Annotated in this window: 23 protein-coding genes; 14 read left to right on the forward strand and 9 right to left on the reverse strand. The window is 65.9% G+C overall.

Annotation, left to right across the window (positions count from 1 at the left end):
* Positions 1–5 precede the first annotated feature (5 nt).
* From ACVIGB_RS35705 to ACVIGB_RS35715, 3 genes are read left to right on the forward strand one after another with little or no spacing between them, the layout of a single operon-like run.
* Positions 6–1,403 (forward strand): AtzE family amidohydrolase, encoded by a 1,398-nt coding sequence (locus tag ACVIGB_RS35705; RefSeq protein ID WP_456719142.1) that lies wholly within the window; start codon positions 6–8, stop codon positions 1,401–1,403.
* 1 nt (position 1,404) lies between these two features.
* Positions 1,405–1,797, forward strand: coding sequence for an oxalurate catabolism protein HpxZ (gene hpxZ / locus ACVIGB_RS35710; RefSeq protein ID WP_456719141.1), 393 nt, complete (start codon positions 1,405–1,407; stop codon positions 1,795–1,797).
* 42 nt (positions 1,798–1,839) lie between these two features.
* Complete coding sequence (locus ACVIGB_RS35715; RefSeq protein WP_456719140.1) at positions 1,840–2,577, forward strand: GntR family transcriptional regulator; 738 nt, start codon at positions 1,840–1,842, stop codon at positions 2,575–2,577.
* A gap of 200 nt (positions 2,578–2,777) precedes the next feature.
* On the opposite strand, the gene atzF is transcribed toward ACVIGB_RS35715, so the two are convergent.
* A complete protein-coding gene (atzF, locus tag ACVIGB_RS35720; protein ID WP_456749264.1) occupies positions 2,778–4,562 on the reverse strand; it encodes an allophanate hydrolase in 1,785 nt (594 codons plus the stop codon).
* Between the two features lie 237 nt (positions 4,563–4,799).
* Positions 4,800–5,330: a MarR family winged helix-turn-helix transcriptional regulator gene (locus ACVIGB_RS35725; protein WP_456719138.1), complete on the reverse strand. Its 531-nt coding sequence runs from the start codon at positions 5,328–5,330 to the stop codon at positions 4,800–4,802.
* A gap of 153 nt (positions 5,331–5,483) precedes the next feature.
* Between ACVIGB_RS35725 and ACVIGB_RS35730 the strand changes: the two genes are divergently transcribed.
* Positions 5,484–7,349 carry a feruloyl-CoA synthase gene (locus ACVIGB_RS35730; protein ID WP_456719137.1) on the forward strand — a complete coding sequence of 622 codons (1,866 nt, stop codon included), beginning with the start codon at positions 5,484–5,486 and terminating at the stop codon, positions 7,347–7,349.
* 430 nt (positions 7,350–7,779) lie between these two features.
* Here ACVIGB_RS35730 and ACVIGB_RS35735 read toward each other — a convergent pair whose 3' ends face one another.
* The gene (locus tag ACVIGB_RS35735) at positions 7,780–8,304 is read right to left on the reverse strand and encodes a MarR family winged helix-turn-helix transcriptional regulator (protein ID WP_224924678.1); all 525 of its coding nucleotides are present in this window, start codon (positions 8,302–8,304) and stop codon (positions 7,780–7,782) included.
* Between the two features lie 82 nt (positions 8,305–8,386).
* Between ACVIGB_RS35735 and ACVIGB_RS35740 the strand changes: the two genes are divergently transcribed.
* Together ACVIGB_RS35740 and ACVIGB_RS35745 are read left to right on the forward strand one after the other, a co-directional pair.
* The gene (locus ACVIGB_RS35740) at positions 8,387–9,589 is read left to right on the forward strand and encodes a cytochrome P450 (RefSeq protein ID WP_456719136.1); all 1,203 of its coding nucleotides are present in this window, start codon (positions 8,387–8,389) and stop codon (positions 9,587–9,589) included.
* Positions 9,590–9,643: 54 nt separating this feature from the next.
* Positions 9,644–10,870: an ABC transporter substrate-binding protein gene (locus tag ACVIGB_RS35745; protein WP_456719135.1), complete on the forward strand. Its 1,227-nt coding sequence runs from the start codon at positions 9,644–9,646 to the stop codon at positions 10,868–10,870.
* A 238-nt stretch (positions 10,871–11,108) separates the two neighbouring features.
* Here ACVIGB_RS35745 and ACVIGB_RS35750 read toward each other — a convergent pair whose 3' ends face one another.
* Positions 11,109–11,774: a cysteine hydrolase family protein gene (locus tag ACVIGB_RS35750; protein WP_456719134.1), complete on the reverse strand. Its 666-nt coding sequence runs from the start codon at positions 11,772–11,774 to the stop codon at positions 11,109–11,111.
* Positions 11,775–11,923: 149 nt separating this feature from the next.
* Here ACVIGB_RS35750 and ACVIGB_RS35755 point away from each other — a divergent pair, with 149 nt between their 5' ends.
* Positions 11,924–12,874 (forward strand): AraC-like ligand-binding domain-containing protein, encoded by a 951-nt coding sequence (locus ACVIGB_RS35755; protein WP_456719133.1) that lies wholly within the window; start codon positions 11,924–11,926, stop codon positions 12,872–12,874.
* Positions 12,875–13,032: 158 nt separating this feature from the next.
* Here the strand turns inward: ACVIGB_RS35755 and ACVIGB_RS35760 are convergent, their stop codons facing one another.
* From ACVIGB_RS35760 to ACVIGB_RS35775, 4 genes are all read right to left on the reverse strand, one after another.
* Positions 13,033–13,485 (reverse strand): YybH family protein, encoded by a 453-nt coding sequence (locus ACVIGB_RS35760; RefSeq protein ID WP_092122959.1) that lies wholly within the window; start codon positions 13,483–13,485, stop codon positions 13,033–13,035.
* Positions 13,486–13,719: 234 nt separating this feature from the next.
* Positions 13,720–15,333 (reverse strand): tannase/feruloyl esterase family alpha/beta hydrolase, encoded by a 1,614-nt coding sequence (locus ACVIGB_RS35765; RefSeq protein ID WP_456724994.1) that lies wholly within the window; start codon positions 15,331–15,333, stop codon positions 13,720–13,722.
* Between the two features lie 282 nt (positions 15,334–15,615).
* Positions 15,616–16,890 (reverse strand): NAD(P)/FAD-dependent oxidoreductase, encoded by a 1,275-nt coding sequence (locus ACVIGB_RS35770; RefSeq protein WP_456719132.1) that lies wholly within the window; start codon positions 16,888–16,890, stop codon positions 15,616–15,618.
* Positions 16,891–17,005: 115 nt separating this feature from the next.
* Entirely contained in the window at positions 17,006–18,412 is a 1,407-nt protein-coding gene (locus tag ACVIGB_RS35775) for a DHA2 family efflux MFS transporter permease subunit (protein WP_456719131.1), read from the reverse strand.
* Positions 18,413–18,602: 190 nt separating this feature from the next.
* On the opposite strand from ACVIGB_RS35775, the gene ACVIGB_RS35780 reads away from it, so the two are divergent.
* Positions 18,603–18,911: a hypothetical protein gene (locus tag ACVIGB_RS35780; protein WP_456667321.1), complete on the forward strand. Its 309-nt coding sequence runs from the start codon at positions 18,603–18,605 to the stop codon at positions 18,909–18,911.
* A gap of 50 nt (positions 18,912–18,961) precedes the next feature.
* Positions 18,962–19,858: a sigma-70 family RNA polymerase sigma factor gene (locus tag ACVIGB_RS35785; protein ID WP_456719130.1), complete on the forward strand. Its 897-nt coding sequence runs from the start codon at positions 18,962–18,964 to the stop codon at positions 19,856–19,858.
* A gap of 177 nt (positions 19,859–20,035) precedes the next feature.
* On the opposite strand, the gene ACVIGB_RS35790 is transcribed toward ACVIGB_RS35785, so the two are convergent.
* Complete coding sequence (locus tag ACVIGB_RS35790; protein ID WP_176533955.1) at positions 20,036–20,584, reverse strand: hypothetical protein; 549 nt, start codon at positions 20,582–20,584, stop codon at positions 20,036–20,038.
* Between the two features lie 384 nt (positions 20,585–20,968).
* On the opposite strand from ACVIGB_RS35790, the gene ACVIGB_RS35795 reads away from it, so the two are divergent.
* From ACVIGB_RS35795 to ACVIGB_RS35815, 5 genes are all read left to right on the forward strand, one after another.
* On the forward strand, positions 20,969–22,141 hold the full coding sequence (locus ACVIGB_RS35795; protein WP_092122981.1) for an ABC transporter substrate-binding protein: 1,173 nt from the start codon (positions 20,969–20,971) through the stop codon (positions 22,139–22,141).
* A gap of 284 nt (positions 22,142–22,425) precedes the next feature.
* Complete coding sequence (locus tag ACVIGB_RS35800; protein ID WP_229168596.1) at positions 22,426–23,343, forward strand: branched-chain amino acid ABC transporter permease; 918 nt, start codon at positions 22,426–22,428, stop codon at positions 23,341–23,343.
* On the forward strand, positions 23,340–24,287 hold the full coding sequence (locus tag ACVIGB_RS35805) for a branched-chain amino acid ABC transporter permease (protein ID WP_456719129.1): 948 nt from the start codon (positions 23,340–23,342) through the stop codon (positions 24,285–24,287). Before ACVIGB_RS35800 ends, ACVIGB_RS35805 begins: the two co-directional genes overlap by 4 nt.
* 4 nt (positions 24,288–24,291) lie before the next feature.
* Positions 24,292–25,059, forward strand: a complete 768-nt coding sequence (locus ACVIGB_RS35810) for an ABC transporter ATP-binding protein (RefSeq protein WP_456724993.1) — start codon at positions 24,292–24,294, stop codon at positions 25,057–25,059.
* Entirely contained in the window at positions 25,052–25,780 is a 729-nt protein-coding gene (locus ACVIGB_RS35815) for an ABC transporter ATP-binding protein (protein WP_456719128.1), read from the forward strand. Before ACVIGB_RS35810 ends, ACVIGB_RS35815 begins: the two co-directional genes overlap by 8 nt.
* The last annotated feature ends 5 nt before the right edge of the window (positions 25,781–25,785 follow it).

A 25,785-nucleotide genomic window follows, 5' to 3' on the forward strand; every position in this document is an offset into this window, starting at 1 on the left:
TCGCGATGTCAGAGACTCCCACCGCCATGTCGGCCGCCGAAATCGCGCAGGCCGTATCGAGCCGCAAGATCACGGCGCTCGCCGCCACCGAGGCTGCGCTCGCGCGCATCGCGGCGCACGACAAGGTCCTCAATGCCTTCACCGATGTCACCGCCGATCGCGCGCGTGCCAGGGCGGGGGCGGTCGACGCCGCGATCGCGGCGGGCCAGCCGGCCGGCCCGCTCGCCGGCGTGCCGTTCGCGGTGAAGAACCTGTTCGACGTGCAGGGCCTCTCGACCCGCGCCGGCTCGAAGATCAATCGCGACCTGCCGCCGTCGCCGCGCGATGCCACGTTGATCGAGCGGATGGAAGCGGCCGGCGCCGTGCTGGTCGGCGCGCTCAACATGGGCGAATACGCCTACGACTTCACCGGCGAGAACGCGCATGACGGCCCGTCGCGCAATCCACATGATCCGACGCGGATGGCCGGCGGCTCCTCGGGCGGCTCCGGCAGCGCCGTCGGCGGCGCGCTGGTGCCGATCGCGCTCGGCTCCGATACCAACGGCTCGATCCGGGTGCCGTCGTCGTTCTGCGGCACGTTCGGCCTGAAGCCGACCTATGGCCGGCTATCGCGCGCGCGATCCTTTCCGTTCGTCGCAAGCCTCGATCATCTCGGTCCGTTTGCGCGCAGCGTGAAAGATCTCGCGCTCGCCTATGACGTCATGCAGGGGCCTGATGCCGACGATCCGGCCTGCATTGTGCAGTCGGTCGAGCCGACCGTGCCGCTGCTTGCCAATGATGTCGGCCGGCTGCGCGTTGCGATCGCCGGCGGCTACTTCCGGCAGAATTTGTTACCGGAGGCCGTCGAAGCGGTCGCGCGCGTGGCCAAGGCGCTCGGCGCCACGCAGACCGTGGAGCTGCCGGAAGCGGCTCGCGCCCGCGCGGCCGCCTTCATCATGACCACCACCGAAGGCGCCGCGCTGCATCTCGATCGGCTGCGCAAGCGGCCCAACGACTTTGATCCGCCGGTGCGCGACCGCTTGTTTGCGGGCGCGATGATCCCGGCGGTCTATGTCGACAAGGCGCAGAAATTCCGCCGCTGGTACCGCGCCAGGATGCTGGAGCTGTTCCAGTCGGTCGACGTGATCCTGGCGCCGGCAACGCCGTGCACGGCGCCGAAGATCGGTCAGGCCACCTTTACGCTCGACGGGGTCGAGCTTCCGGTGCGTCCCAATATCGGCATCCACACCCAGCCGATCTCGTTCATCGGCCTGCCGGTGGCCGCCGTGCCGGTGCCGCTTGAACCGATGCCGATCGGCGTGCAGATCATTGCCGCGCCCTGGCGCGAGGACATCGCGCTGCGGGTCGCCTACGCGCTGGAACAGATGGGTGTCGTCGCGGCTCCCGCGCCAAGAGGAATCTAAAATGGAAATCGATCTTCCCGACGTGCTCGCCGAGGTGACCGCGCAGTTCGAGCGCTACGAGCAGGCGCTGGTCTCGAACGATGTCGGCGTGCTCGACGAGCTCTTCCGCAACGACAGCCGGACGCTGCGCTATGGCATCGGCGAGAATCTTTATGGCTACGCCGAGATCGCAGCGTTTCGCGCGGGGCGGCCGGCAGCCGGGCTGATGCGCAAGATCGACCGCACCGTGATCACGACCTATGGCCGCGACACCGCGATCGCCTCGACGCTGTTCTATCGGGACAGCGCACCGGGGCGGGTGGGGCGGCAGATGCAGACATGGATTCGCTTCGCCGAGGGCTGGAGAATCGTCGCCGCCCATGTCAGCGTCATTGATGAACCCAAAGGTGTTTGAACAAGGGGGCTTGATCAGGGTGATTGAAAGGGCGTTTCAGCCATGAGCCTGGACGATCTTCCGACCCGCGCGCCGCAGCCGCAGGGCACCGAGCCGGAGCCGCTGGTGCGGCGTGTCGATCGCGCGTCGTCGCTGGTCGACAAGACCACCCGCGCCGAGGAACTCCGGCTGCAGCTCGCCGACGAGATCGTGCGCGGCACGCTGCCGCCGGGCGCCGGGCTCGATGAAACCGATCTGGCGCGCCGCTTCAAGGTCTCGCGCACGCCGGTGCGCGAGGCGCTGCGGCAGCTGGCCGCCAGCGGGCTGATCGACGCGCGCGCGCATCGTGGTGCCGTGGTGGCGCGGCCCTCGCTCGAGCGGCTCACCGGCATGTTCGAGGCGATGGCCGAGCTCGAGGCGATGTGCGCCGGCCTCGCTGCCGAGCGGATGACAGCGGCGGAGCGTCACGCGCTGGAGGCGGTCCATGAGGAGCTGCGGGTATTGAGCTACACCGGCAATCCCGAGCGCTTCCACGAGGTCAATGAGCGCTTTCACAACGCCATCTATGCCGGATCGCAGAACGCCTATATCGCCGAGATCACCCTGGCGACGCGGGTGCGGGTGCAGCCGTTCCGCCGCGCCCAGTTCCGCAACCTCGGGCGGCTGGCAAAATCCCACGCCGAGCACGACCGCGTCGTCGTCGCCATCCTGCGCGGCGACAAGCCAGGCGCTGCGGCTGCGATGCGCGCCCATATCGAGCAGGTGCGCGGGGAATACGAGACCTACGCGGTGTCGGTGTAGGGCGCATGGTTCTCAAGCTCGTCATTCCCCGGTGCGCAATTGCGCACCTGAGGGCGCCGCAAAGCGGCGAGCCCGGAATCCATTTATCCGCGTTTGACGTAGATGACTGATTACGGGCTCTTCCTGCGACCGTCACCGCAGTGAAATGGATTCCGGGTTCGCGCTGCGCGCGCCCCGGAATGACGGCAGGGAAAGCTCTGCTAGGCCTTCTTCTCCGCCATGAACGCCCGCCAGCCGCCATAGGCGGAAATATCCTTCGCGCCGGCGATCGCGGCGGGCTCGACGATGAAGCCCTTGGCCTGCCGTCCGTCGGCGAGCCGGAGCGTGCCGATCGCCATCGGCGGCGGGATCGCGGCGACGAATTTTCCGAACGCGGCCGGCGACATCGCCCACAGTTCGAGCTTGATCGCATGACCCGCACCCGCCTCGATGCGCAGCATGCCGGGTTTTGGTGGCGTGGTGTCGAGCGCGTAGAGCTTGTAGTCCGCTGCGGTGACCGTCTCTTCCAGCAGGCGCGCATCGAGCGTGGTCAGTTCGTGATTCAGCGCCATGCCGGAGAGATGCGCGCCGACCACCGCGATCGCGATTTCGTCGGCGCCGGCGCGCGCAGGTACTGCGGCCAGCGGCGGCTGCGGCACCGCCTTGGCGCCGACGGCAAGCCCGGTGTCGGCGTGGAATACGCGGCCGATGCTGGCAAGCTCGGCGTCGTGGCCGGCCGGAGCGAGCAGCGTGATGCCGAACGGCGCGCCGTCAGGCCGCATCGCTGCCGGCAGCGCCAGGCCGCACAGATCGAGCAGATTGACGAAATTGGTGTAGGTGCCGAGCCGCGAGTTGAGCTCGATCGGGTCGGCCAGCACTTCAGCGGTGGAATAGACCGTCGGCGCCGTCGGCAGCACGATCGCATCGCACTGCGCGAAGGTGCGCGCGGCAACGCGACGCAGCGCCTGGAGTCGATAGAGCGCGGAGAAGGTATCTGCCGCGGTGGGCCGCGCGCCGCCGATCGTGATCTCGCGTGTCACCGGGTGGATCGCGTCCGGCGACGACGCCAGGAGGTCGCGGATCACGAGATAGCGCTCGGCGACCCAGGGGCCTTCATAGAGCAGCCGTGCCGTCTCGTAGAACGGCTCGAGATCGAACTCGACGAGTTCGGCGCCGAGCGCCTGCCAGCGCTTGCAGGCTTCGCCATAGGCTTTCTCGGCCTCGCGATCGCCGAAGAAGATCAGCTGGCCGCGCTTGGGAATGCCGAGCTTAAGCTTGGCAGGAAAGGCCGCGAGCGGCGCCAGCGGCCGGTCGCGCGAGAACGGATCGGCGTCATCCGGCCCGGCCATCACCGCAAGCGCCGCCAGCGCATCGTCGACGGTGAGCGAGAACACCGAGATGCAGTCGAGCGTGCGGCAGGCCGGCACCAGCCCCGCGTTGGAGATCAGCCCGAGGCTCGGCTTGAGCCCGACGATGTTGTTGAGCATCGCCGGCACGCGGCCGCTGCCCGCGGTGTCGGTGCCGAGCGACAGCGGCACGAGGCCCGCTGATACCGCGACCGCGGAGCCCGAACTCGATCCACCCGGCACCAGATCGCCGCGCACCGGATTTTTGGGAATGCCGTAGGGCGAGCGCACGCCAACGAGGCCGGTGGCGAACTGGTCGAGATTGGTCTTGCCGATGATGATGGCGCCGGCTGCGCGAAGTCTGGCGACTGCCGTAGCGTCGTGCGCCGGCATGTAGGAGAACGCCGGGCAGGCGGCGGTGGTCGGCAGCCCCGCGACGTCGATATTGTCCTTTACCGCGACCGGCACGCCGTAGAGCGGCAGCGTCGGGTCTGCGAGCCGCGCGGCCTCGGCGAGCGCGTCCTTCTCGTCGCGCAGGCTGATGAAGATGGCGGGATCGTTGTGCTCGCGGATGCGCTGGTAGCTGCGCGCCACCGTTTGCGTCGGCGTCATGGTCCCGGCGCGGTGTGCGGCAACGATCGCGGCGACAGTTTCAGTCACGTGGTTGGCCTCGTCTCTGGCGCGGCAAGGCATCGCAAGCCCGCCGCGAGGGAATTGCAGCCTGATCGAAGCAAGCAATGTGCCATTGTGTACAATTTGCCTGCGCCTGCGGCGCGACGGATTATTGCACAATATCAGTTGCTTGAAATGGTCGCTGGGAGCTGAAGCGGACTCGCCTGAGAGCGTGTCTGCTCGATTTTAAGGCAAGCGTGACCAAGCCGAAATCCGATCGGTCGATCAGGTGAAGCAGGCGAGGATCTGCAGCAGTTGCTCGCGGTTTTCCTTGCCGATCTTCTCGGCGACATGCCGCTCGTGCTCGGCGGCGAGCCGCTTGAACTGGGCCAGCGCGGTCTTGCCGCGCCCGGTCAAATGCAGCGCGTGGGAGCGGCGGTCGGTGGCGGATTGAATCCGGCTGACGAGGGCGCGTTCTTCCAGGCTGTCGAGCAGATGCACCAGCCGGGCGCGCTCGATCCCGAGCCGCTTTGCGACTGCCATCTGGCTGAGGCCCGGATTGGCCCCGATCACGGTCATGACCGAATATTGGGTTGGACGGATATCGACCGTCGCCAGCGTCTTGATGAAGTCCTGGAAGATCCAGAGCTGGAAGCGCCGCACCGCGTAGCCGGCGTGGCCGACCAGCGCGTCGAGGCCGATGTCGTCATTGGCGTCGTCGCCCAGCGCCCGGCCGTTCGCCGTGCGCGCCTGGGGGCGGCGGATTGCCGCTCTCGTTCCTGTCGCCTTGCGCGACGTCTGCTGCTTGCTCGCCATGCCCAAGGCTAGCGCGCCCGAGACGGGAGGGAAAGATTGTTGTTGACGACAACAATTGATGTCCGCAACATTATGACCAAAGAGCCCGGCCGGGACCGCGGCGCCGCACCATGTTGCGGCGCGATCCCGCAAGACACGGGCGAGGAGGAAACCATGACGACGGCCGCCGCCAGCGGAGACGATCCGCACCGCCTGTTCGCCACGCCCGCGATCGTTGCCGTCAGCCGCGACGACGGCAGCATCCTCGTCCGCTCCACCACGCCGTTGCAAGACAGCGCCCGCTGCGTCGGCGACTGGCTGGAGCATTGGGCGCGGCAGGCGCCGGACCGCACCTTCCTTGGCGAGCGCGCCGGCGCCGAGGCGCCCTGGAGCACCGTCAGCTATCGCGACGCGCTCGGAATCGTGCGCAGGGCCGCATCATGGATCCTGGCGCAAGGGCTGAGCACCGAGCGGCCGCTCGTCATCCTCGCCGACAACAGCATCGATCACGCGCTGTTCGCGCTCGCCGCCCAGCATGTCGGCGTGCCCTCGGCCGCGATCTCGCCGGCCTATTCCTTGATGTCGAAGGATTTCGACAAGCTGAAGAGCATGATCGCGCTGCTTGATCCCGGCGCGATCTATGTCACAGGCACAACGCCGTTCGCGGCCGCGCTTGCCGCGATCGCGCCGCTGCATCGGGCGACCATCGTCAGCGGCAATCCCGATGATGCCGGGGCGCTGGCGTTCCGCACTGTTGCGGCGACGCCTGAATCGCCGGAGGTCGCCACGGCCTTTGCCGCGGTGACGCCGGACACGATCGCAAAGTTCCTGTTCACCTCGGGATCAACGGGCACACCGAAAGCCGTGATCAACACCCAGCGCATGCTGACGTCGAGCCAGCAGGCCAAATCGCAGACCTGGACGTTCCTGGAGCAGGCCGGCGAGGAGCTGATCATCCTGGACTGGCTGCCCTGGAGCCACACCTTCGGCGCCAATCACAATTTCAATCTGGTGCTGCGCAATGGCGGCACGCTCTATATCGACGGCGGCAAGCCGGCGCCCGGCCTGTTCGCAACCTCGCTCACCAATCTGCGCAGCGTGGTGCCGACGGTCTATTTCAACGTGCCGCGCGGCTTCGACATGCTGATTGCGGCACTGCGCACCGATGACGAACTGCGCCGCAAGTTCTTCGAGGGCACCAAATTCGCCTTCTATGCCGGCGCGGCGCTGCCGCAGAATTTGTGGGACGCGCTGGAGGAATTGTCGCTGCAAACCGTGGGACGACGCCTGCCGATGGTGTCGGCCTGGGGATCGACCGAGACCTCGCCGCTGGCGACCGACTGCCACTTCCTGGCAAAACGCTCCGGCAATATCGGCGTGCCGATCCCCGGCACCGAGCTCAAGCTCGTGCCCTCGGGTGACAAGCTCGAGGTGCGCGTGCGCGGGCCTAACGTCACGCCGGGTTACTGGAAGGCGCCACAACTCACCCGAGAGGCCTTCGATGACGAGGGCTTCTACAAGATCGGCGACGCCGTCACCTTGGCCGATCCCGACCGGCCCGATCTCGGCCTGTTCTTCGACGGCCGCGTGGCCGAGGATTTCAAGCTCAATTCCGGCACCTGGGTCAGCGTCGGTACCCTGCGCGTCGCCGGCATCGCGGCGCTGGCGCCGCTTGCGCAGGATATCGTCGTCGCGGGCCACGGCCGCGACGAGGTCCGCTTCCTGGTGTTCCCGAACCTCGCCGCCTGCCGTTCGCTTGCGGGACTGCCCGAGAGCGCCGGTGCGCAGGAGGCGATCGGCCATCCGGCGGTCCGCTCCGCGATCGGGCAAGGGCTGGCACGGCTGAAGGCGCAGGGCGGCCATTCTTCCGGCCATGCCACCCGTGCGCTGCTGCTCGCCGAGCCCGCCTCGGTCGACGGCGGGGAGATCACCGACAAGGGCTATATCAACCAGCGCGCCGTGCTGACGCGCCGCACCGCAGCGGTGGCGGTGCTGGAGGACGACGCGTCGTCCGAGCCGGTCGCCTGCGCGGGGTCGTGACGTGATTTGTACCGGCGCGGTGTTGGGAGGGCGCCACGCACACCGCCGGCGTCCTTCGAAAGCAGGGACCCATATTCCGCGGCCGGCGTTGTGTACAAAAGTCGTCATTCCGCTGGTGTGCAATAATCGGCATTGGTGGTTATGGGTCCCGGCTCGGAGCCCGGGACGACACCGAGTTTGTGGCACCTTTGGCGGGCCATTCGCTTGAGCCGTCTCTTCCGGTTCCTTGGGGCCTTGCTCCGCGCGGGTTCGTATTTTTAGTTGCTATGGCAACTAAGCTGTGCGAGTTTCCGCACCCATAGGGACAGGGCCGGTCAACGGCCATGTATTTGGGAGGACAATGTTGCGCAGCAGCGCGCGAACGGCACGCATGGACAACCGGGCAAATATCGCGGTGGCGCAGGACTCCGCCTGCGGCGCCGCCGCACGGTCAGCTCGTGCTTGGCCCGGTCACGGCGCCGAGATTCTCGTGCAGCCGGCGCAACAGGTCGATCAGCACCTCGCGCTCGTCCTTTTTCAGGCACGACAGCAGCCGCCGCTCGCGCTCCAGCGCCGCGACGATGACCTTGTCGTGGATGGCGCGGCCGCGCGCGGTCAGGGTGATCGAATGGGTACGGCCGTCATCCGGGGCGGTGCGGATGGTCAGCAGGCCGCGCTTCTGCAGCGCCGCGAGGTTGCGGCTGACCGGCCCCTTGTCGAAGCCGATCACCTGGCAGATCCGGGAGGCGGGAATGCCCGGCTCGATCGCCAGTTGCGAGATGATTCGCCACTCGGTGACGTTGACGCCAAAATTCTTCTGGTAAAATGCGGTGGCGCTGTTTGACAGCTTGTTGCCGATGAAGGTGATGAACGCCGGCACATAGCGATTGAGGTCCAGCAGCGGGCCATCGGTGGCATCTGCGGGATCGGCCGGTCTCGGCCGGCGGGGCTTTCGGGGGAGGGGCTGGCTGCTCATTTCCCAAATCATCGCTGCGAAACTGTTCGGGAGCAAGTGACATGCGGCCCGTGTTGACAAGTTCAAACCTCGGGAGGTCCCGATGACTGCAACAGAAGGTGCGTCCGTCCCGCATCTCGACGTCGATCCGTTCGCGCTCGAATTCTTCGCCGATCCATTCCCGACCCATGAGCGGCTGCGCGAGGCCGGGCCGGTGGTCTATCTCGACAAGTGGAATGTGTATGGCGTGGCGCGCTACGCCGAGGTCCATGCAGTGCTGAACGATCCCGAGACGTTCTGCTCCAGCCGCGGCGTCGGTCTCAGCGACTTCTCCAAGGAGAAGCCGTGGCGGCCGCCGAGCCTGATCCTGGAGGCCGACCCGCCGGCGCACACCCGCACCCGCACGGTGTTGAGCACGGTGCTGTCCGCGACCGTGATGAAGCAGCTGCGCGGGCGATTTGCCGCCGCCGCGGAGGCCCGGGTCGACGCGCTGCTGGAGAAGCGCAGTTTCGACGCGATCGAGGATCTGGCGGAGGCCTATCCGCTGTCGATCTTCCCGGATGCGCTGGGCTTGCGGCCGGAGGGCCGCGAGCATCTGCTGCCTTACGCAAGCCTGGTGTTCAACGCCTTCGGACCGCCGAACGAGCTGCGCAAGCAGGCGATCGAGCGCTCCGCGCCGCACCAGGCCTATATCGCCGAACAGTGCCAACGCGACAATCTCACCCCGGGCGGCATCGGCGCCTGCATCCACGCCCATGTCGATAGCGGTGCCATTACCGCGACCGAAGCGCCGCTCCTGGTGCGCTCGCTGCTATCGGCCGGTCTCGACACGACCGTCAACGGCATCGGCGCCGCCGTCTACTGCCTTGCCCGCTTCCCCGACCAGTTCCAGAAACTCCGCGGCGATCCGACGCTGGCGCGCAACGCCTTCGAGGAAGCCGTGCGGTTCGAAAGTCCGGTCCAGACCTTCTTCCGCACCACGACCCGCGACGTCGAGCTCGGTGGGGCCAGCATCCCCGAAGGCGAGAAAGTGCTGATGTTCCTGGCTGCGGCCAATCGTGATCCGCGGCGCTGGGAAGCGCCCGATAGCTACGACATCACGCGTCGGACCTCGGGCCATGTCGGCTACGGTTCGGGCATCCATATGTGTGTCGGTCAGCTCGTCGCCCGCCTCGAAGGCGAAGTGATGATGGCGGCGCTGGCGCGTCGTGTCGCCAGGATCGAAATATCAGGCGAGCCAAAGCGGCTTTTCAACAACACGCTGCGCGGGCTGAGCAGCCTGCCGGTCGAGATCACGCCGGCCTGACGAGTAGCTCAATACCGGCAGAGGGTTGGTTGAGGAAACATGGGAGGGGAGACGATGAGGGGCTTTGCGGTTGGGCGATTTAGGGTTGGACTTGCACTGGCATTGGCCTGCGCCGCGGGCAGCGCACGCGCGGAGATATCCGGCGATGTCGTGCGTGTCGGCGTGCTCAACGATATCTCCGGCATCTTCCAGGACACCAACGGCATGGGCTCGGTGGAAGCCGCGCGGATGGCGGCGGAGGATTTCAACGGCGGCGGCAAGGGCATCAAGGTCGAGATCGTCTATGCCGATCACCAGAACAAGGCCGACGTGGGATCCGCGATCGCGCGCAAATGGCTCGATGTTGAAGGCGTCGACGCCATCGTCGACGTGCCGAACTCGGCGGTCGGCCTCGCCATCAACACCGTGCTGCGCGATAGCCGGATGACGTTCCTGGCTTCGTCGACCGCGAGCTCCGACCTCACCGGCAAGGCCTGCTCGCCCAACACCATTCAGTGGGTCAACGACGCCTGGGCAACCGGCAACACCACGGCGGCCGCGATGATGCAGCGTGGCGGCAAGGACTGGTATTTTGTGACCGTCGACTACGCACTCGGCAAAGGCATTGAAGCTGAAGCGACGAACTACATCGAGAAGCACGGCGGCAAGGTGCTGGGATCGAGCAAGCATCCGCTCGGCACGTCGGACTTCGCCTCCTTCCTGCTGCAGGCGCAGAACTCGAAAGCAAAGGTGATCGGGCTCGCCAATGCCGGCGGCGACACCATCAACGCGGTGAAGCAGGCCGCCGAGTTCGGCATCCAGGAGGGCGGCCAGACCATGGTCGCGTTCCTGCTGTTCGTGAACGATGTCCACGGCATGGGCCTGAAGGTCGCGCAGGGCCTGCAGCTGCTCGAGGCCTTCTACTGGGACATGAACGACCACACCCGCGCGTTCGCAAAGCGCTTCGCCGCGCGGCCCGGCATGAACGGCAAGATGCCGAGCGGCAACCAGGCCGGCGTCTACGCCTCGACGCTCGCCTATCTCAACGCCGTCGCCGCGACCGGCAGCGACGACGCCAAGGTCGTGGTGCCGCAGATGAAGACCTTCAAGGGCAAGGACAAACTGTTCGGCGAGACCGCGATCCGCCAGGACGGCCGCGTCATCCACCCGATGTACCTGTTCGAGGTGAAGAAGCCGGATGAGTCGAAATATCCCTACGACTATTACAAACTGATCGCGACCATCCCGGCCGAGCAGGCGTTCCGGCCGCTGGCCGATGGCGGGTGCTCGCTGGTGAAGTGAGGTTGCTGCCGCGGACACGACCACATCCTCCCCTGGAGGGGTCGAGACGAGCGAAGCTCGCTCTGGGATCGGTTCGCATGAGAATGCGAACCGAGGTGGGGTGAAGGTTCCTCCAGCCGAACAGTGCCCGCGTTGAGAGATCACCCCACCCCGGATCGCATTTTCGCTTCATGCAATCCGGCCTCTCCCACAAGGGGAGAGGCGGAGCGTATATGCCGCACGAGAATCGTTCTTGTCGTTACGCTGCTTTCGGGCTCGCCGCCCCATCAGCCACCTTCACCCGCCCCAGCATCTCGGCCGCCGTCATCACATGCGCCGTCGAGAACGCGAGGATCGTCAGCGTGGCGCGGTGCACCTCTTCGGCGGACAGGGCGCCCTGGCCGACATCCGGATAGTCGAACGTGCCCGTCGCATCCGACAGGAAGACGACCTTGTAATTGTGGAACATGGCGTCCCGCGCGGTGGCGTGGCAGCAATTCTCGGTGGTCGTTCCCGAAATGATTACCGTCGTGATGCCCCATTCGCGCAGGATGAGGTCGAGGTCGGTGGCGAAGAACGCGCTGTAGCGGTGCTTCTTGATGACGTGCTCGCCCGGTGCCGGCGCGAGGTCATTGAAGATCTCGACGCCCGCGGTGCCGTCGACCAGCGACGAGCGGTCGGCGATCGGCGCGTAGAGATCGTCATAGAGCCCCATATCGCTGCCGTCGCGGCGATGCACATGGGCGGTGTAGATGACGCGGATGCCCTTGTCGCGGCAGGCCTTCAGGGTCTGCGCCAGCCGCGGCACCATGGCGGCGGCCTGCGCCGACCGCAGCTTGGCGCCCTCGGCCACGAAATCGTTCTGCATGTCGACCACGATCATGACGGTGCTCGCGGGATCGATGATTTCGCATTGGTAGCCCATGTGGGGTCTCCTCTCCTGTGGAAGACATTTTCTACATCCGCCGCTGCAGCCGTTCTCGGTTGCGCTGGCCAGTCACTGGACTCTGCTTGCCAGAATGCAGGGATGGACGCAGAATATCCCCCTGCCGGGTTGGGCAGGAGCAAGGTCCGATGCAGACCCCAGATCACACAGTCGTCGCGCAGACACTGGTCGCGCCGGGTGACAGTTTCGACCGCTGGCATCACGTCACCTGCCGCGAATTCTCGCTGACCGAATGTCGCCACGTTGCCGACGAGGCGTTTCAGGCAGCAATCTCGATCCGCCGTTTCGGCCCGCTTGCCATCAACGACATCTGGTCGTCGACCCCGGCTGCCGACCGCATCTGGGTGATGCGCAGCGCGAGCGACGTCCGCCGGGACCCGCGCGACTATTTCATGCTGTGGCTGACGCTGCGCGGCGAGGTCAGCTTCGCACAGGGCGGACGCGAGGTGCGCACGCGCCGCGGCGATCTCATGCTCCACGACCAGGCGCAGCCGTTCACGCTCGAATTCGCCCCGAGCGCGCGTTCGATCATGGTGTCGATCCCGCGGCCGCTGCTGCTCGCGCGCCTGCCGGATGCGCAGCGGCTGACGGCACGGCGGGTCGGCAACGCGTCGAAAGTGGGTGCGCTGGCGGGATCGTTGATCCGCCAACTGACGCGCCCCGGTGACGGGGCCGGGCCTGCTGCGATAAGGCTTGGCGCCTCAGTGCTCGATATTTTCGCGACGACGCTCCAGACCGAGCTGACGGACGATGTGCCGCAGCGCGGCGACGAACGGCTGGCGCGGGTCAAGACCTATATCCTGGCTAAGCTCGACGATCCCGAGCTCGATCTTGATACAATCGCCACGGCGCAGAACATGGCGCCGCGCACGCTCAATCGCCTGTTCGCGCGCGAAGGCACGACGCCGATCCGCTGGCTCTGGCAGCAGCGCCTCGCCGGCGCTTATCAGGCGCTGGCCGAACGGCGCTTCACGCATGTCACCGATGCGGCGCTCAGCTTCGGCTTCAGCGACGTCTCGCATTTCAGCCGCGCCTTCAAGGTTGCGTTCGGCCGCTCGCCGCATCAGGTGATGGGCTGACGCTGTATCCACCAGTGCGGCTGCGCGGCGGCACGGAGCGATCGCAACCCGTCGACCGGTTCGCGTTCCGCCCCGCTTCATGCGGCCCGCCTTGCGCACAAGGCGAGAGGCGAACCGAGATCGGCAGCACCCTTTGCCGCGTGGATCACTGAAGACACTTATTTCGCCGGAGGCGCCTTCGGGAAGGCCGACACCATCCGGATCTTCCAATTTCCGCCCTGGTTGACATACGCCCCGGTCCAGCGGCCAACCACATCAAGCGGCTCGCCATTCTGGTTCTTGCCGGTGATGTGATATTCGCCAGTCGCGATAGCCGTATCGGTTCCCAACGGCAGGGCCTCGTCCACCGTTATTTCATTGTGGTTGAACCCGGCCTTGAAGATGCCCTCATAGGTCTGGGCGATATCGGTGTGCGACCCGGTCGCATTGACGACCATCCCGCCGGGCGCATAGAGCGCAGCGATCCCCGCGCCATTCTGCTTGTTGAAGCTGTCGGCGTAGACCGCCGCGACCTTCTCGAACTGTTGCTTCAGACTTTCGTCGCCGGCGGTCGCGGTCGCAGGCATCGCGAGCAACGCAATGAACAGATATAAGGCGGAAGAAATTCGCATTGCATTCCCTCCTTAAAATCGTTGTTGAGGATCTGTCTCGGCCGGCCGGGACCGCGATGGTGTAGCACATCAACCATCGATGAGAGCTGCCCACGCGCCGCGATACGGCAATGCCGCTGGCTAAGAGGGGGTAGTCCCGTTGACGGAGCCGCGGGGCTCCACGATCGCCGCACGCGCTGCTGCACTCGCTCCGCGCAAGCAGAGCGACGATCCGAAGTTGTGATGAAGCTTACCTCACGGCGCGCAGAAGAAACTCGCCGCCGCGGTGAGCGGCCCTGCCTTGTAATGCGGCCATGTCGGCCAGCGGCACAATGGCAGCGCGCGGAGGGTGTCGAAGGCCGGCGCCTCGGTCTTCTGCTCGCGCACCTTGAGATCGCCGGGCGCCCTGCCGTTCTCGACCCAGTCGACCAGCACGGCCAGCATGTCGACGTTGGCGGGCGCGCCGGAGCCGACATGGTCGACACCGGGCGCAGTGTAGAGCCGGGCGAACTCCGCGACCTTGTCCTTGCCGAGCGTCTTCTCGACGTTCTCGAAATAGCGGATGCCGGCATAGGGGCTTTGCGCGTAGTCGGACATGTGTTCGAGGATCACGAGCTTGCCGCCGTGGGCGTGGAAGCGCGCGAGGTCGGGATCGGTGGAATCCATCAGCGCGGAGACTTGCAGCACGCGCGCCTTGTGGTCCTCGGGCTTGTAGGTCGTGACGTCGAGTTTCGGATCGCGGGCGAAGACATATTGAATGCCCCCGGCGCCGTAGATCCAGGCGATGCCGTTGGTCGGAGCCGGTGGCTGCGCCGGCGCCGTGGTGCCGAGCCACCAGGCCTTCCAGCCGCCGGTCGGGCCGAACGCCGGCGTATCCTCGCCCGACACGCCCCAGCCCGGATAGTCGTCGAGGCCGTTGGCGAGCGGGAATGAGAATTTATACGGCGCATGCAGCGTTTCGATCGCGGCGATCTGCTTGTCGGTCAGGCAGTCGTCGCCGCTGTGGCCCGCGGCGCATGCCAGCGTGGCCGGCTTGAACACGGCCTTGCAGCCGACGGGATCCTGCACCAGTGCGTCGTCGGAGCCGTCCTGCGTGTCGCAGGCCTTCAGCACGGCGTCGGCCACGAGCTTGACCTGCGCCGGCCTGATCCAGCCGTCGCCCATTGTCACGAGGCCGGAGCGGGTGCCGGCATGCTGCAACCCGACCCAGTTGATCACGGGTACGCGCGCGAAAATGCCGTCGAAATCGTCGGGGTAGCGCTGCGCCATGGTCAGCGCCTCACGGCCGCCTTCGGACGATCCCATGAAATACATCTTCGCCGGCGGCTTGCCGTAGGCGCGGACCGTCAGCGCCCGCGCGGCGTCGCGCACCTTCTTGTAGGCCTTGTGCGAGAAATTCTCGAACGCCTCGTCGTTGAGCGCGAACAGTTGCGGCGGCTCGCCGGGCTTCTGCTCGTGGCCGGAATCGGTGCCGACGGTCGCGAAGCCGAGCGCCAGCGGCGAGGCCTTGTCGAATGGATAGGCCGGCGGCAGGCCGAGGCCTGATATCAGCACGCCGTTGAAGCCGCCGCCGCCATATTGCAGCGAACGGCCGTTCCACTCGACCGGCAAGTTGACCTCGAACTTGATCGGCGGCGCGGCAGGATCGGTCGACGTGATCTGTCCGAGCACCTTGCAGAAGGCGGGATTGGCCGGGATGATCCGTGCTGCGGGCGTCGGCGCCTTCTCGGCGACCGAGAGCGGCGTCGGCGTTTGCAGCGTCGCCGTATCGATCCTGACAGCGCCGTCGGCGAGACCGGCCAGTCCGCCGCAGGTTGCCGCGGGATCACCGGTCATCTCCGTCGCGAACGCGGCCGAAGCGCACGACATCAACGCGACAAGCGAAGCCGCAAGCGCCCATGCGCGCGCATCGATCTGCATTTGTTTCCTCCCCCATGCAAATATTGTTGCTATGGCAAGTATTTCACGCGAGGGGTCGGTGCACAATGAGTGAATGGCCGCGTGTGCCAGCAAGAGTTCCGTCATCCTGACGTGCGAGCGGAGCGAGCCTCGAAGGATGAATCGGCCACAGTCGGCCGTCGACCCTTCGAGGGCCGCCGAAGAAGCGGCCACCTCAGGGTGACGGTTCTGCTTGAGGTGCGGGGGCAGCGCCTACTGCGCGACCTTGCTGCTGCCCTGCGTGATCAGCCGCGCGGCGCGTTGATTGCGGGCGTGGACCCACAGCCAGCTCAGCGCGACGCTGATGCGGTTGCGCAGGCCGATCAGGAAATAGATGTGGGCGATGCCCCAGATCCACCACGCGAGAGCGCCGCGCAGCTTGACCTTGCCGAAATCGATCACGGCGAGCCGCTTGCCGATCTGGGCGAGGTTGCCGGCATGCTTGTAGCGGAATGGCGGTAACGTTTCGCCGTTCAGCCGCGCCTTGATCAGCGCGGCGGCATAGCGTCCTTCCTGCTTGGCGGCCGGCGCGATGCCGGGCACCGGATTGCCGTCCGGCCCCTTGATGGTGACGGTGTCGCCGACGGCGAAAATGTCGGGATGGCCGGGCACCGTCAGGTCAGGCTCCACCTGCAGCCGCTGCGCGCGGTCCGCCGGCGCCCCAAGCCATTCGGCGGCGCGCGAGGCGCGCACGCCGGCCGCCCACACGATGGTGCGCGCCGCGAGTGCCTTGCCGCCATAGACGACGCCGTCTGCGGTGCATTCGGTGACGGGCTCGCCAAGCACCACCTCGACGCCGAGGCTCTCCAGCGCGCGCTGCGCGTAGGCCGAGAGATCGTCGGGGAAGCCCGCGAGCACGCGCGAGCCGGCCTCGATCAGCACCACGCGCGCCATTCGCGTGTCGATGTGGCGGAAGTCGCGCGGCAACGTGTCCCTTGCGAGGTCGGCGATGGTGCCGGCCATCTCGACGCCGGTTGGGCCGGCGCCGATGACGACGAAGGTGAGCAGCGCCGCGCGTGCATCCGGATCGGTCTCGCGCTCGGCGCGCTCGAAGGCGACCAGGATACGCCGCCGCAGCGTGGTGGCGTCCTCCAGCGTCTTCAGGCCTGGCGCGAACGGCTCCCATTCGTCATGGCCGAAATAGGCGTGGCGCGCCCCGGTGGCGAGGATCAGTGTGTCATAGGGGATGCTGCCGCCGTCATCGAGCTGCACCTGCTTTGCTGCCGCGTCGACGCCGCAGACATTGGCGAACAGCGTCGTCACTTCGGGCCGGTCGCGCAGGAGATAACGGATCGGCCAGGCGATCTCGCTGGTCGCAAGCGATGCGGTCGCGACCTGGTAGAGCAGCGGCTGGAACAGATGGTGATTGCGGCGGTCGATCAGCGTGATCTCGACCGGCGCGCCTGCGAGACCGAAGGCGGCTTCCAGCCCGCCGAAGCCGGCGCCGACGATCACCACGCGATGAGGTTTGGCCGGCGCTTGCGTCATCTGATGTCGCCCTCGGTTCCGAACGGCTTCGTCGCTTGATTATGTAGTCATTCGCGGCCTCATTCCAACACGAAATGCCCGATCGCCCGATAGCGAAACCCAATCGCGGCAAGCCTCACGCATCCTGCCGCGCGGCCGTGGCGACAACTCGTCGCCGCATCGGCAGGAACAGCCCCGCGACGGCTCCCGCGAATGACAGCGTTGCCGCGAGGCTCATCGCTGCAGCAAATCCATTGGTGAAATGTCCGGACGAATCGGCCGTGCCATTGGCTACGAGGCTCGCGACCAGCGCCGCGATGCCGAACATCCCGCCGAGGAAACGGCCCATGTTGAACACGCCCGACGCCTTGCCCATCTCGCTGACCGCGACCGCGCTCAAGACCGCGTTCTGCGCAGCCGGCATCGCCATCGATACGCCGACGCCGGCGAGCATCAGTGGTGCGACCAGCGCGGAGTAGGGCATCGACGGGGTGACGATCTCGCTGATCCAGCCGAGCCCGATCGCCTGCATCAGAAGTCCGGTCACCACGAGCGTGCGTTCGCCGAGCCGGTTGACCACGGCGCCGGCGATCGGTGCCGTGACGAACAGCGTCGCCGTCCACGGCAACAGCCGCAGCCCGGCACCGAAGGCGTCGAAGCCGAGCGCGATCTGCAGGAACTGCGGCAGCAGGAACAGCACGCCATACATCGCGGCGTAGAACAGCACGCTTGCGGCGATGCCGGCCGCGAACGGTCTGGCCGCGAACAGCCGCATCGGCACCATCGGGCTGGCCGCACGCAGCTCCCACAGCACGAACATCGCTGCCAGCGCGGCGCCGGCGATCAGCGCGCCCGTCACTTCCGCGCTCGCCCATCCGGCGCTGTTGCCGCGCAACAGGCCCCAGACCAGCGCCAGCGCCGCGAGCGCGACCAGCGACAGTCCGGTGATGTCGAGCGGCGCAGCCGGACCAAAACTTTCGCGCAGGCGTGCCAGCACGAGGGCAATTGCGACGAGGCCGATCGGCAGGTTGATCCAGAAGATCCAGCGCCAGCCGAGATGTTCGGTGATGAAGCCGCCGATCGCGGGTCCGATGATCAGCGCGCATCCGGTGATGCCGCTGAAAATGCCGAGCGCGCGGGCGCGCTCCTCGCGGCCGAACGCGCCGCTCAGGATCGCCATCGCCAGCGGCATCACCAGCGCCGCACCTGCGCCCTGCAAAGCGCGCGCGGCGATCAATGCTGCGGCATCGCCGGCCAGCGCGCAGGCCGCGGAGGCCACGACGAACAGGCCGATCCCGGCTGCAAACATCCTGCGCCGACCAAAACGGTCGCCGAGCGCCGCGCCGGTCAAGAGCAGCACCGCGAAGGTCAGGTTGAAGGCGTTCACGGTCCATTGCAGCGTCTCCACGGCGCTGCCGAAATCGGCGCGGATGGTGGCGAAGGCAGTGGTCATGATCATGGCGTCCAGCGCCATCATGAAGGATGCCAGCGCGGTGAGGCCGAGCACCCAGCGCTGCTCGTTGCGCTCTCGAGGGGTCTGCATGGTCGTTCTCCGTTGGCGTGCCGCTGGGTCGCGGCGCGCTCGTCGACAAGACGATCCGGGATGGGCAAAGGATGCGGCAAAGAATTATTTTCGAATTATTTTTGCCGGACCGCATCCTTTGACCGCCGGCAAACGTCCTTGGGTATGACGCGGCCTGTTCGAGCCGCAGAACCAGGCCAAGGAGGCTGCGATGAGACGGACCCTGATCAGGTACAAGACCAAGCCGGAAATGGCGGAGAAGAATGCGGCGCTGGTTGCGGCCGTGTTCGCCGAGCTGAAGGCGGCAAACCCGGATGGCGTGCGCTATTTGACCCTGCGGCTGGAGGACGACACCTTCATCCATATGGTCGAGACCGCGGCCGATGACGGCTCGAGCCCGATCCCGAAGCTGGCGGCCTTCCAGACCTTCCAGGACGGCATCCGCGATCGTTGCGCCGAGCCGCCGCTGGTTCGCAGTGCTGTGATTGTCGGAAACTATCGTATGCTGGATGCGCCGTGAACCGACGGGCCTTGAACCGACTTGCCTTGAAGCGATCTGCCGGAGCCATCATGACGCCACCACCCCAAGCGCCAGCCGCGACCGATGTCGAGGCGCTGCTGGCGGCGATGCGGCCAAGGCTGCATCGCTATTGCGCCCGCATGGTCGGATCGGTCATCGACGGCGAGGATGTGCTGCAGGACGCGCTGATCAAGGCGATGGAAGCCTTCGCGCCCGCAGCCCCGATCCAGCACCCGGAAGCCTGGCTGTTCCGGATCGCGCACAACACCGCGCTCGATTTCCTCAGGCGGCGCAACCGCCAGGAAGCGCTCCACGCGCCGGAGGAGGTGGACATGATGGCCGGAGAGCTTGACGACGTCAGCCGCCGCGAGATCGCGGCAAGCAGCCTGCGCACCTTCATGCGGCTGCCGGTGGCGCAGCGCTCCAGCGTGATCCTGATGGATGTGCTCGGCTGCTCGTTGCAGGAAGTCTGCGGCATCATGGATTTCAGCCTGCCCGCGGTGAAGGCCGCGCTGCACCGCGGACGCACGCAACTGCGCGCGTTCTCCCGCGAGCCCGACGACGCGCCGCGGCCTGGCCTGGCGCCGGCTGATCGTCTCAGGCTGAACGCCTATGTCGGCCGCTTCAATGACCGCGACTTCGATGCCATCCGCGCCATGATCGCCGACGACATCAGGCTCGAGCTCGTCAACAAGACACGTCTGAACGGCAAGGCCGAGGTGTCACGCTACTTCGGCAATTATTCGAAGATCGACGACTGGCACCTGGTGACCGGACAAGTTGAGGGACGTCCCGCGATCCTGGTGTTCGATCCGAACGCACAGGGTGGGCCGCCGCGATCGTTCATGCTGCTCGACTGGTCGGCCGACAAGGTCGCGACGATCCGGGATTTCCGCCACGCGCCCTATGCGATCGACGGCGCCGAATGGGCGGTGGATCAGGGGTAGCGGCTCAGCCTCCGTAACGCAGTGACCGCGCCACAAACTCAGTGTCGTCCCGGCCTCCGAGCCGGGACCCATAACCACGAATGGCAATTGGTTTGCGATGCTGGGGCCCCAGCCCGCTTCAACAATCTAACCCTGTGGTTATGGGTCCCTGCTTTCGCAAGGACGACGATGAGGCCGCTACCGCGTCTTGCCGCCGAATTCGCCGCTCGCGATCCGCGCCACGCGGCTGCCGCCGGCGGTCGGTGCGCTGTTTCGTTCAAACATGCCATCGCCGCCGCCCTCGCGCGGCAAGGACGAGGCTTCATCGACATGGCCGCTGCCCGGCCAGAACGTCAGGACCAGGTTCATCACGCCATTGACGGCCGTGCCGACCACCGTTGCACTGTGCTGATAGGTCAACGCATATTCGGGAAATCGTCCGGCAATGGCCCGGTCGAGCACCATGAGGGCGATCCATGCCGCCATCACGCAGACCGGATCCCATCCGATGTCACGCACGCGCATCGACTGCAGCATGAAGCAGACGACGAGCATGCCATAGAAGGAAAAGATCAAGGCAGGGCTGTTCGCAGCCTGCGCCAGCAGCACGTCCATCCTGCCGCTCGCCGGTGCGTTGCCGGTGATGCCGTAGACCAGCATCAAGAAGCCGATGCCGGTCACGAAGCTGCAGAAGAAGAAGGCCAGCCGGCCCATCCGGGCATTGAAGCCGAAGATGTAATTCAGCATGTGACGCACCCCTTTGGCGGCAGCGTCGCCCAGTGATGCTTTCCGGACCATGAAGCCTGCGAGCGCGTGCCGGCCTGTGGTTTCCGCCTGCTTTACCGGATCGTTAAAGCCTGCTGCGTTGCGACCTCCTCAAGGCCGGGCTCTGCGACAATCGTTGCCCACGCAACCGGCATTATAGTTCTTGCCATCGCCGATTTGGACGAATTATGATGCAAGGTGCTGGAGTATGCGCCGAAGGTTCTAATCGAGTGCCGTCGGTTCATGCTTGCTGCACACTTGCGATATCGCGCACAAAACACGTCACAGAACGGCGCGCGCAAAGCGTGACCCCCGGGCCCTCGTGATCAAGCCTGGCGGGATCTTTGGTTGAGGAGGGGAGTGAATATGAAAAAAGCATTTTGGCTGGCAGGCGCCATGGCTCTGGCGCTCGCGCAGCCCGCGACGGCGGCTGACAGCGTGAAGATCGGCTTTGTCTCGACTTTCAGCGGTCCGACCGCCGTGATCGGCAACGACATGCGCAATTCGTTCGAGCTCGCACTCGACCACCTTGGCCGCAAGATCGACGGCAAGCCGGTCGAAGTGATCTACGAGGACGACCAGCAGAAGCCTGACGTCGGCAAGCAGAAGACCGAGAAGCTGGTGCAGTCCGACAAGGTCGACTTCATCGTCGGCTACATCTGGTCGAACGTGCTGCTGGCGTCGCTGAAGACCGCGGTCGATTCGAAGACCTTCCTGATCTCGGCCAATGCCGGTCCGTCGCAGCTCGCCGGCGAATTGTGCTCGCCTTACGTGTTCTCGACCTCCTGGCAGAACGACCAGACGCCCGCCGCGATGGGCCTCTACATGAACCAGAAGGGCGTCAAGTCGGTGTTCCTGATTGGCCCGAACTATGCCGCCGGCAAGGACATGCTCGCGGGCGTGAAGAGCACCTTCAAGGGCGAGGTGGTCGGCGAGGAATACACGGTGTGGCCGAGCCAGCTCGACTTCTCCGCCGAGTTGACCAAGGCGCGCAACTCCAAGGCCGAGTCGATCTTCGTGTTCTATCCGGGTGCGGCCGGCGTCCAGTTCCTGAACCAGTACGCCCAGGCCGGCATCAAGGCGCAGATTCCGCTCTATACCGCCTTCACCGTCGACGAATTGTCTCTGCCGCTGCAGAAGGACAACGCGATCGGCATTCCCGGCGCGCAGGAATGGGTCAACGACCTGCCGAACGCCGAGAACAAGAAGTTCGTCGAGGACTATCGCAAGAAGTATCCCGGCCTGCGTCCGACCTATTACGGCGCCCAGGCCTATGACGCCGCCCAGCTGATCAACAGCGCCGTGGTCGCGGTGAAGGGCGACCTCACCAAGAAGGACGCCATGAAGGCGGAGATGGAGAAGGCCAACTTCAAGTCGCTGCGCGGCCCGTTCAAGTATGGCAACAACCACATCCCGATCCAGAACTTCTACCTGCAGGACGTGGTCAAGGATGCCGACGGCCAGCTCTCGCTGAAGACGGTCGCGACCATCGTCAAGGACGACCAGGATAAATTCCACGACAAGTGCGCGATGAAGTGAGGGGCGGGCGCCTTTTGGCGCGCGGCTTGCTTTCTTCACCTCGCCCCGCTCTTGCGGGGAGAGCATAGGCCGCCTCCGGCGGCCGTTCTTGAAGAAGGACGCCGAAGCGCAGCTTCGGCTATGCGCGAAGCAATCGGGTGAGGGGGACTCTCCACGAGTCCGGTCTGCGGAGGCAGCCCCTCACCCCAACCCTCTCCCCGCAAGAGCGGGGCGAGGGAGAACGCGCAGCGTGCAACGCGACTGCGCGCGCTGCCGCTGTTTTGTTTCAGCCCATTGAAGGATCCATGTATCTCGTCGTCGAACAACTGCTGAACGGCCTGCAATTCGGCCTGCTGCTGTTCCTGCTGGCGGCCGGACTGACGCTGGTGTTCGGCATCATGGATTTCGTCAACCTGGCGCACGGCTCGCTCTACATGATGGGCGCCTATTTCGCGGCGACCTTCGTGGCCTGGACCGGCAGTTTTGTTCTCGGCGCGCTGATGGCGCTGGGCGCCACGCTCTTGCTCGGTATCGTGCTCGAATATGTCGCGCTCCGGCATCTCTACGGCCGCGACCATCTCGACCAGGTGCTGGCGACGTTCGGCCTGATCCTGTTCTTTAACGACGCCGTCCGGCTGATCTGGGGCCCGGCCGGCCTCGCGCTGCCGCTGCCGGCCTGGCTCACCGTGCCGGTGCAGATCATTCCCGGTGTGTATTACCCGGCCTACCGGCTGATGATCATCGTGGTCGCGCTGGCGGTCGCCGCGATGCTCTATCTTGTCGTGATGCGCACCCGCGTCGGCATGCTGATCCGCGCCGGCGCCTCCAACCGCGAGATGATCGGGGCGCTCGGCATCAACATCAAGCTGCTGTTCACGCTGGTGTTTGGCCTTGGCGCCGCGCTCGCCGGTCTCGCCGGGCTGATGCAGGCGCCGATCCTCACCGTGCAGATCGGGATGGGCGAGAACATCCTGATCCTCGCCTTCGTCATCATCGTGATCGGCGGCATCGGCTCGATCCGCGGCGCCTTCATGGCCGCGGTCTTCGTCGGCATCATCGACACGATGGGCCGCGCGTTCCTGCCCGACCTGCTGCGCAAGGTGTTGAGCGGGGCGGCGGCCTCGACCGCGGCGCCGGCACTGTCCTCGATGCTGATCTATCTCCTGATGGCGATCATCCTTGTGCTGCGGCCCGAGGGGCTGTTCCCGGCGGCCAAACGATGATGCCCAAGCTCAACGTCTCCAATGCGGTTGCGGCGCTGCTGTGCGCCGCGCTGGTCCTGCTGCCGGTCTATTCGGCTGTCACCGGCAATATCTTCATCCTCACGCTGTTCACCCGCATCGCGATCTATGCGCTGGCGGCTGCGAGCCTCAATCTGATCATGGGCTATGGCGGCATGATGAGCTTTGGCCATGCCGCCTATCTCGGCATCGGGGGCTATGCCGTCGGCATCCTCGCCGCCGAGGGCATTGGCTCCGGCTTCATTCAGTGGCCGGTGGCGCTCGCGGTCTCGGCGCTGTTTGCGCTGCTGATCGGCGCGCTCAGCTTGCGCACCCGCGGCGTCTATTTCATCATGATCACGCTGGCCTTCGCGCAGATGGCCTATTACGTCGCCTCGGCCCTGTCGCGCTACGGCGGCGATGACGGGCTCACCGTCTACAAGCGCAGCGATTTCGCCGGCCTGATCAATCTGTCCGACCGCAACCAGTTCTACTACCTCTGCCTCGCCTGCCTGTTCGGCGGCCTCTATCTGATCTGGCGCATCGTCAATTCGCGCTTTGGCCTGGTGGTACAGGGCGTCCGCTCCAACGAGCAGCGCATGCAGGCGATCGGCTTCCATGCCAACCGCTACCGCCTGGTCTGTTTCGTGATTGCCGGCACTATCTGCGGCCTGGCCGGCGCGCTGCTCGCCAACAACACCGATTTCGTCAGCCCCGCCGTGATGTACTGGACCCGCTCCGGCGACCTGATGGTGATGGTGATCCTCGGCGGCATGGGCTCGCTGTTCGGCCCTGTCGTCGGCGCGATCGTCTATCTGCTGCTCGAGGAGGTGCTGTCGCAGTTCACCGAATATTCGGGACTGATCCTGGGCCCGGTGCTGCTGTTGATCGTGCTGTTCGCGCGCGGCGGCATCATGGGCCTGCTCGGGAGGATGAGCCGTGGCTGATTCCTTGCCAGATCCCTTGCTCCGCGTCGACAATCTGGTGCGCCGCTATGGCGGCATCACCGCGACCGACAACCTTTCGATGGAGGTTATTCCGGGCGAACTGCACGCCATCATCGGTCCCAACGGCGCCGGCAAAACCACGCTGATCAGCCAGCTCACCGGGCAGGTGATGCCGAATTCCGGCACCATCTACTTCGCAGGCCGCGATGTCACGCACCTGCCATCCTACAAGCGCAGCCGGCTTGGGCTCGCGCGCTCGTTCCAGATCACCTCGTTGCTGAAGGATTTCTCCGCGATCGACAATGTCGCGCTCGCCGCGCAAGCACATGACGGCCATTCGTTCCGCTTCTGGGGCAATGCGCGCAAGGAGCGGTACCTGCGCGCCACCGCGCGCGCGGCGCTGGAGCGCGTCGGCCTCGGCAAGCGCGCCGATATCGTGGTCTCGCAATTGAGCCATGGCGAGCAGCGCGAGCTCGAGCTTGCGGTCGCGCTCGCCACCAAGCCGCAGCTTCTGCTGCTCGACGAGCCGATGGCCGGGCTCGGCGTCACCGAATCCGCGCGGATGGTCGCGCTGCTGAAGGAGCTGCGAAAGGAAGTGACCATCGTGCTGGTCGAGCACGACATGGAGGCGGTGTTCGCGCTGGCCGACCGCATCACGGTCTTGGTCTATGGCCGCGTCATCGCCTGCGGCGTGCCGGATGCGATCCGCAAGGACGAAGAGGTCAAGCGCGCCTATCTCGGCGATCAGCATGCGGTGACGCGCCATGGTTGACACCAAAACCGCTGAACCACTGCTCGAAGTCGACGCGATCGAGACCTGCTACGGGTTGAGCCAGGTGCTGTACGGCCTGTCGCTCCAGATCAAAGCGGGAGAGATGGTCGCGCTGATGGGCCGCAACGGCATGGGCAAGACCACGACCATCCGTTCCATCATGGGCCTGACGCCCGCGCGATCAGGCGCCATCCGTTTCGCCGGCGAGGCGGTGCGCGGCTTGCCGTCGTACAAGATCGCAAAGCTCGGGATCGGCTTGGTGCCCGAGGGCCGCCAGATCTTTCCGAACCTGACGGTGCGCGAAAATCTCGTCGCGGCATCGGGCAATCGCCTCAACGCCTCCGATCCCTGGACGATCGACAAGATCCATGCGCTGTTCCCGCGGCTCGCCGAACGCACCAGCAATATGGGCGTGACGCTGTCCGGCGGCGAGCAGCAGATGCTCGCGATCGGCCGCGCGCTGATGACCAATCCGAAGCTCCTGATCCTCGATGAGGCCACCGAAGGCCTTGCGCCGCTGATCCGCGACGAGATCTGGAGCTGCCTGTCGATGCTGAAGGGACGCGGGCAATCGGTGCTGGTGATCGACAAGAACGTCGGAAACCTCACCCGCATCGCCGACCGCCATTACATCATCGAGCGCGGCAAGACGGTGTGGAGTGGGACGAGCGAGCAGCTGATCGCCGAGCCGGAGCTGCAGCACAAGTATCTGGGGATCTGATTTTA

Source organism: Bradyrhizobium sp. USDA 4341, from assembly GCF_054063755.1.